We start from the raw sequence: 6885 nt of genomic DNA, 5'->3' as shown, positions 1-6885 counted from the left end.
ACCAGATCCTGTGTGGCCCGTGTCATCGCCACATAGCGATCCACGGCACCGGTGATGCCGGGCTCGAATGCGTCGGAATCCACCAGCAGCACCAGGTCGAATTCCAGGCCCTTGGCGCCTTCGGCAGTCAACGAACGCACCCTGTCCGTTCCTGGGTACGAGGGGTCACCGATGACGCAGGCGATGCCGTCCGGATGTGCGGTCATCCACTCGGCAAGAATCGGCTCGCGTTCAGCAAGCGAAGCGTGACGCACCGGACGCCCGGTGCTGCGGATCGAGGTCGGCACCGCTACGTCGGGTAGTGCGGCCAGAATCACCGGCTCGGCCTCGGCCATCACCTCCTCGGGCGTCCGGTAGTTCACCGTCAGCGTCGACACCCGGACGTCGGCGAAGCCCACCCGCTCGAGCCGGTCGGCCCACGACTCGGTGAACCCGTGCCGGGCCTGCGCCCTGTCCCCCACCACGGTGAAGCTGCGGGACGGGCAGCGGCGCAGCAGCAGCTGCCATTCGGCGTCGGTCAGTTCCTGCGCCTCGTCGACGATCACGTGCGCGAACGGCCCGGCCAGCGGATCGGCACCGGCCGACGACAGCGCGTCGTCGTGCACCAGCGAGTCCCGGATGCTCGCCCGGTTGAGCAGCTTCAAACCCGACTCGGGGTCGTCGTCGGCAGCCAGGATGTCCTCGACCACGTCGTCCATGTAGGACCGATCCGCCGCCTCCTCGGCGCGCCGGCGGCGGTTGCGTTCCGGCGCCTCGGGATCGCCCAGCCGTTGCCGCATGGCGTCCAGCAGCGGCAGGTCGGCCACGGTCCACGGCGAGCCCTCGGGACGCTTCAACGCCCGCACCTCGTCCGGGCTCAGCCAGGGCGCACAGCGTCGCAGATAGGCCGGCACCGCCCACAGATCGGCGACCAGGTCGGTGGGTTCCAGCACCGGCCAGGCCCGCCGGAACTCCCGGCGCAAGACTCCATTGCCCTCCAGTGCACGGCGGACGTCGTCGGTGGTCACCTCGTCCTCGGTCGCCGCCGCGTCGAAGGCATCGAGCAGAATCTCCAGCAACGCCTCCCAGACCTGCTCCTGCGCCTCGTTGTGCGGCGTCCCGGCATCGACCGATTCGAAGGCCTCCGCCCAGTCGGCGGCCCGGATGCGCAGATCGGCCCACGGCGTCTCGACCACCAGCGTCTTCGTCGGCGGCTCCTCGTAGAGCGCAACCGCAGGCTCGACGGCTTCAGCGATCCGCGCCGACGACTTCAGCCGAGCCACCCCGGGGTCGGGCTCGTCCACCGCGGCGGCGCCTTCGGGCAGCAGGTCGCGCAATGTGCAGGTCTGGACGCCCTCCTCGCCCAGCCCGGGCAGGATGTCGGCGACATAGGCCAGGTAGGCCTGATGCGGACCGATGAACAGCAACCCGCCGCGGGCACCGCCCAGCCGCGGATCGGCATAGGCCAGGTAGGCGGCACGATGCAGGGCGACCACCGTCTTGCCGGTGCCCGGTCCGCCGTCGACCACCAGCGCACCGGACGAGCCGGCCCGGATCACGGCGTCCTGGTCGGCCTGCAGGGTGCCGAGCACGTCGCGCATCCGCGCCGTCCGCGATTCGCCGAGGCTGGCCAGGAAGGCCGACTGGTCGTCGAGTGCGGCACTCGGGACGGCGGCGTCGGCGACGAAGGACTCGTCCCAGTAGTCGATGACACGACCGTCCATCCAGCGGTAGCGGCGGCGTCCGGCCAGCCCCAGTGGATGGGCTCGGGTGGCGGCGAAGAACGGTTCGGCGGCCGGAGTGCGCCAATCGACCAGCAGTTGCCGTCCGGTGCGATCGGTCAGGCCGACCCGTCCGATGTAGACCGGGTCGCTGCCGTCGGTGAAGATCATTCGGCCCAGGCATGCCTCCCAGGCGAAGCGGCGCAACAGTCGCAGTCGGGCGCTGAGCCGGTGGATCTCCAGGTCGCGGTCGAGCGCCTGACGGCCGCGGCGTCCGGGCGCCAGCCGGAGTTCGTCGAGCCGCGCGGAGACCTCGGCGACCTGCTCGGCGATGCAATCAGCGATGCTGGCCAGATGCCGTTCGTCGGCGTCGATCAGGCGTGGATCGGCCTTGGCGGCGAGGCGTTCGGGAAGCTGAAAAGCAGTGGTAACCGGGGACATGACGGACGATTCTTCCCCGGGGTGGGGGTCTTGCGGCAAGCCCCCCGATGGGTTATAGCTTGGAATTGCAGGGAGAGCGGAAACCGGCGGGTGTAGCGTCCGCGGCTATGGCACCTGCCTATACCCACGGGCACGCCGAAAGCGTGCTGCGTTCCCACCGCACCCGCACCGCCGCGAATTCGGCGGCCTATCTGCTGGGCGCACTCAAGCCCGGGCAGTCCCTGCTCGACATCGGCAGCGGGCCGGGCACCATCACCGCCGACCTGGCCCGGCTGGTCGCGCCCGGACGCGTCGTCGCACTGGAGACCTCCGAAGACGTCCTGGCGCTCACCCGCGCCGGCGTCACAGAAACCGGCGCCGACAACGTCGATTACCTGGTCGGCGACGTGCACGCCCTCGACCTTCCGGACGACTCCTTCGACGTGGTGCACGCCCACCAGGTGCTGCAGCACCTGCCCGACCCCGTCCAGGCGCTGCGCGAGATGGTGCGGGTGTGCCGTCCGGGCGGTGTGGTCGCGGTCCGGGACGGCGACTACGGCGCCTTCACCTGGTTCCCGGAGAACCCGGGCCTGGATCGCTGGCTCGAGTTGTACAGCGCCGCCGCGCGGGCCAACGGCGGCGAGCCGGACGCCGGACGCCGCCTGCTCAGCTGGGCGCACGCCGCCGGCTGCCACGACGTGACCGTCACCTCGAGCACCTGGTGCTACGCCGACCCCGAATCGCGGGCCGCCTGGGGTGAGGGCTGGGCGGACCGCATTCTGCACTCGGCGATCGCGACGCAGCTGGTGGCGTCCGGGCTGGCCGACGCGGACGAGTTGGCGACCGTCGCCCAGGCCTGGCGGGATTGGGCGGCCGAGGACGACGGCTGGATCAGCCTGCTGCACGGGGAACTGTTGATCCACGTCTGAGCCGTGGGAAGGTTGGCCCATGCAGGGGATTCGTCTGACCACGATCACGCTGGGCGCGCCCGACCCGGTGTCGTTGGCGCGCTTCTATGCGCGGCTGCTGGGCTGGACGCTGGGACCCATCGACGACCCGACCTGGATCGGTGTGCGCAACCCGGACGGCGGCATCGGGATCGCCTGCCAACTGGAGAAGAACCACGTCCGGCCGACCTGGCCGGGCGCCCCCGGCGACCAACAGATGCAGGTACATCTGGAGATCCAGGTCGACGACCTGCAGGCCGGGCTGCAGCATGCCCGGCAGTGCGGCGCCCGGATGGCCCGCTACCAGCCGCAGGCGAACGTCCGGGTCTGCCTCGACCCTGCCGGACACCCGTTCTGTCTCTGGGTGGAAGGCTGACGTCGCAACTCGACCCGCTTAGTCAAACCTTAAGAACACTCCGGCTTCGGGCTTAACCCGCGGCCGGAACGATCATCGCCATGACGATCGGAGCTAGGGACATCCGCCGGGTGCGGCAGGTGCGGACGCTGGCCTGCCTGACCCTGCTGGCCGTGGTGGCGCTGCTGATGGCCTGGCTGGCGGGGTTGTGGGCACCGAGCGGCGAGGCACGCGGTCCGGGCAGCCGGAATCGGGACACCGACCATCCGACGGTGTTGCTGGTCAACGCCGACCATCCGCTGCCCGATGACTTCCGGACGCCGAAACTGGTCACACTGGCCGGCACGGTTCCGGCGTCCGGTTCCCGGGTGAAGGTTGCGGCCGAGGTCGCCGAACCGCTGCGGTCACTCTTCGCCGCCGCCCGGAAAGCGGGGCTGACCAGGCTGTATGTGGCCATCGGCTATCGCACCGCCGCCGAGCAGCGGGCCTTGTGGAAGCGGGCCGAGGACAAGTCGTACGTGCAACGCCCTGGGCACAGCGAACATCAGACGGGTTGGGCGGTGGATCTGGCCGACCTGCGGGTGGGCGACGGCGAGTTCGGCGACAGCCGGGCCGGTCGCTGGCTAGCCGGCAACGCCTGGCGATACGGATTCATCCTGCGCTACCCGCCGGACAAGGAGGAACTGACCGGGATCGCCTACGAGCCGTGGCACTACCGCTATGTCGGCCGTCCGGCGGCCCGGACGTGCCACGATCAGGGTCTGGTGCTGGAGGAGTACGTGAGGCGGGCATGAACGACGACACCCGGACGACCGGGCACACCATCCTGGTCTGCGACGACGACGCCGACATCGTCCGTGCGCTGCGGATCTACCTGACCGGCGAAGGCTACGAGGTGCTGGAGGCTTCCGACGGTACCGAAGCGGTCGCAACCGTGCGCTCCCACACCGTCCATCTGGTGCTGCTCGACGTGATGATGCCGGGCCTGGACGGCATCGGCGCCGCCGACCGGATCCGGCAGGAATCCAACGTGCCGATCATCTTCCTGTCCGCCAAGGGTGAGGAGTCCGACCGCATTCTCGGTCTGCACGCCGGCGCCGACGACTACATCGTGAAGCCGTTCTCGCCGGCCGAACTGTTCGCCCGCATCCGCTCCGCGTTGCGCCGCTACACCCGTCTCGGCGGGTTGCCGTCCGATGATCCCGGACGGATCTGGCGCACCGGCGCGCTGGAGTTGGACGACGATCGCAAGGCCGTCCAGGTGAACGGTGCCCCGGTGACGCTGACCGCGTTGGAGTTCGGCATTCTGCGGCATCTGATCGCGAACCAGGACCGGGTGTTCTCCTCGGCCCAGATCTACGAGGCGGTGTGGCGCGAACCGGCCTACGACCCCGGCCGGACGGTGGCGGTGCACGTCCGGCACATCCGCGAGAAGATCGAGGCCGACCCCAGCCGGCCGCGCTATCTGCGCGTCGTGCACGGACTCGGCTACAAGGTGGTGGCGCTGCCATGAAGCGGGTGATCGGTTCGTCGTGGTTCGCCGCCGTCGCGTTCGCCGTGACATCGTTGGGACTGATCGCGATGCTGTACCAGCGGGTCGAACCGTTCCGCTACTACGGACGCCGGTTCGGTGTCGCGCCGTTGCTTCCGGACGCGGGTGTCACGACGGTGCTGCTGCTCGCGGCGGCGGCGCTGGCCACGCTGTCCTGCCTGCTCGGAGCGCACCGGATGGCGCGGCAGCGGATCCACCGGCTGGACTGGTTCTTCGTGGTGATCGGCGAGGTGGCCCTCTGGTCGCTGGTCGCCGGCTTCTTCGAGAAGGGTCGCGGTCTGTGGAACTGGCACGTGATCTGCCTGGCCGTGCTGGCGGCGTCCGGCTGTTACCTGTGGGCGACCATCCTGGTGCGACTCCGGGCCGGCACCCTGTCGAGCACCATCTTCTGGCCGAAGGTTTTCCGTACCCTGCCGCTCAATCAGTTCGCCGGCATCTTCGTGCTGGCCGTGGTGGCGATCGCGACCTTCGTGCTGCTCACCGGCGCCCAATCCGCCGTCCAGGCCGCTGTTCGCTCGGGCCCCTACCGGGACTTGTCGCTGGTGTGGTGGCTGATCGGGGAATGGGGCACCAAGGTCGGCCTGGCCGGCCTCACCCTGGTCGCGGTGGCGGTGCTCTGCCGCAGCATCCTGTCGATCACGGCGGCCAAGGAGGCCGCGGTGGAGGCCCGGCTGCGCGAGGAACGGTTCCGTGCCGAGCTGATCACCAACCTCACCCACGACCTGCGCACGCCGCTGACCTCGATCGTCAGCTACGTCGACCTGATCGCCAAGCTCGAACTGCCCGAACCGCGGCTGACCGAATACACCGGGGTGCTGACCCGGAAGGCCGACCGGCTCAAGGGACTGATCGGCGACCTGCTGGACGCCTCACGCGCCAGCGCCGGCAACCTGCCGGTCCGCCTGCAACCGATCGGCATCTCCGAGATCGTCAGCCAGGTGGCCGGCGACTTCGACGACGCCCTGAACGCGCGGCGGTTGACCTGGGTCGGTCCGCCGCCGGCGACCGATGTCGTGCTGGCCGACGGCGAGCACCTGTACCGGGTGCTGGAGAACCTCATCGGCAACGCCGCCAAGTACGCCGCTCCCGGCAGCTGCGTGCATGCCGACCTGGACCGGGCACCGCACGGGCTCCGGCTGCGGATCAGCAATCGCACCAGCGAGCCGCTCTCGGTGCGGCCCGCCGAGCTGACCGCGCAGTTCGTCCGCGGCGACACTTCCCGGCACGGCGACGGCAGCGGGCTCGGCCTGTTCATCGCCGATCGGCTCACCGCCCTGATGGCGGGACGGCTCACCGTCACCGTCGATCAGGACCGGTTCACCGCCGCCGTCGAACTGCCGCTCGTCCCCGCTTCGCTCACGCGGTGACGTCGGCGACCGGGGCTCCGGTCAGCCGGACCAGGTCGTCGGGGGTGAGCTGGAAGACGGCGTGCGGATGACCGGCGGCGGCCCAGATCACGTCGAACCGGAACAACTCGGTGTCGATCAGTTCCACGCTCGGCGTGGCGTGCGCCACCGGCGACACTCCCCCGATCGAGAAGCCGGTGGAGTCCTTCACGAAGCGGGCGTCCGCCCGGGTCAGCTCGCCGACCTTCATCGCCACCTTGGTCTCGTCGACCCGGCGGTCGCCCGAGGTCATCACCAGCACCGCGGCGTCGTCGGAGCGCCGCCGGAAGATGATGCTCTTCACGATCTGGCCGAGCTGGACGCCGAGCGCGTCCGCGGCGTCCTGGGCGGTGCGCGCCGAGTCGGCCAGCAGTCGCGGGGCATGAGGGTGGCCGAGTTCGGTCAGCCGTTCGGAGACGCGCTGAGCGCCGGCGGGCAGGGTCGCATCGGATTGGGCGGAAGTCATGGGAGCCATCCTGCCGCGCGCGAGGGAGTATTTATCTGACGGCCACGGCCTCATCAGCAT

Annotated in this window: 7 protein-coding genes; 5 read left to right on the top strand and 2 right to left on the bottom strand. The window is 70.0% G+C overall.

Features of this window, described 5'->3' with window-relative positions:
* Positions 1 to 2141, bottom strand: a 2141-nt coding sequence (gene helR / locus Q0066_RS16375; protein WP_298134943.1) for an RNA polymerase recycling motor ATPase HelR, incomplete at its 3' end; no start/stop codon positions are given.
* Between the two features lie 107 nt (positions 2142 to 2248).
* On the opposite strand from helR, the gene Q0066_RS16370 reads away from it, so the two are divergent.
* From Q0066_RS16370 to Q0066_RS16350, 5 genes are all read left to right on the top strand, one after another.
* Complete coding sequence (locus Q0066_RS16370; protein ID WP_298134941.1) at positions 2249 to 3049, top strand: methyltransferase domain-containing protein; 801 nt, start codon at positions 2249 to 2251, stop codon at positions 3047 to 3049.
* Between the two features lie 19 nt (positions 3050 to 3068).
* Positions 3069 to 3443 carry a VOC family protein gene (locus tag Q0066_RS16365; protein ID WP_298134939.1) on the top strand — a complete coding sequence of 125 codons (375 nt, stop codon included), beginning with the start codon at positions 3069 to 3071 and terminating at the stop codon, positions 3441 to 3443.
* An 80-nt stretch (positions 3444 to 3523) separates the two neighbouring features.
* Complete coding sequence (locus Q0066_RS16360) at positions 3524 to 4216, top strand: M15 family metallopeptidase (protein ID WP_366521542.1); 693 nt, start codon at positions 3524 to 3526, stop codon at positions 4214 to 4216.
* On the top strand, positions 4213 to 4935 hold the full coding sequence (locus Q0066_RS16355; RefSeq protein ID WP_298134937.1) for a response regulator transcription factor: 723 nt from the start codon (positions 4213 to 4215) through the stop codon (positions 4933 to 4935). The genes Q0066_RS16360 and Q0066_RS16355 overlap by 4 nt, the downstream gene beginning before the upstream one ends.
* Positions 4932 to 6341 (top strand): HAMP domain-containing sensor histidine kinase, encoded by a 1410-nt coding sequence (locus Q0066_RS16350; protein WP_298134935.1) that lies wholly within the window; start codon positions 4932 to 4934, stop codon positions 6339 to 6341. The genes Q0066_RS16355 and Q0066_RS16350 overlap by 4 nt, the downstream gene beginning before the upstream one ends.
* Here the strand turns inward: Q0066_RS16350 and Q0066_RS16345 are convergent.
* Positions 6331 to 6825 carry a YbaK/EbsC family protein gene (locus Q0066_RS16345; RefSeq protein ID WP_298134933.1) on the bottom strand — a complete coding sequence of 165 codons (495 nt, stop codon included), beginning with the start codon at positions 6823 to 6825 and terminating at the stop codon, positions 6331 to 6333. The genes Q0066_RS16350 and Q0066_RS16345 overlap by 11 nt on opposite strands.
* Between the last annotated feature and the right edge of the window lie 60 nt (positions 6826 to 6885).

This window comes from Micropruina sp., assembly GCF_027492755.1.
In the GTDB taxonomy this organism is placed as follows: domain Bacteria; phylum Actinomycetota; class Actinomycetes; order Propionibacteriales; family Propionibacteriaceae; genus Micropruina.
This window is presented reverse-complemented; position numbering and strand designations above follow the sequence as displayed.

Excerpts from the sequence above, each read along its gene's own strand:
- Q0066_RS16370 (WP_298134941.1), top strand. The coding sequence starts at position 2,249 with ATGGCACCTGCCTATACCCACGGGCACGCCGAAAGCGTGCTGCGTTCC.
- Q0066_RS16355 (WP_298134937.1), top strand. The coding sequence starts at position 4,213 with ATGAACGACGACACCCGGACGACCGGGCACACCATCCTGGTCTGCGAC.
- Q0066_RS16345 (WP_298134933.1), bottom strand. The coding sequence starts at position 6,825 with ATGACTTCCGCCCAATCCGATGCGACCCTGCCCGCCGGCGCTCAGCGC.
- Q0066_RS16360 (WP_366521542.1), top strand. The coding sequence starts at position 3,524 with ATGACGATCGGAGCTAGGGACATCCGCCGGGTGCGGCAGGTGCGGACG.
- Q0066_RS16365 (WP_298134939.1), top strand. The coding sequence starts at position 3,069 with ATGCAGGGGATTCGTCTGACCACGATCACGCTGGGCGCGCCCGACCCG.
- Q0066_RS16350 (WP_298134935.1), top strand. The coding sequence starts at position 4,932 with ATGAAGCGGGTGATCGGTTCGTCGTGGTTCGCCGCCGTCGCGTTCGCC.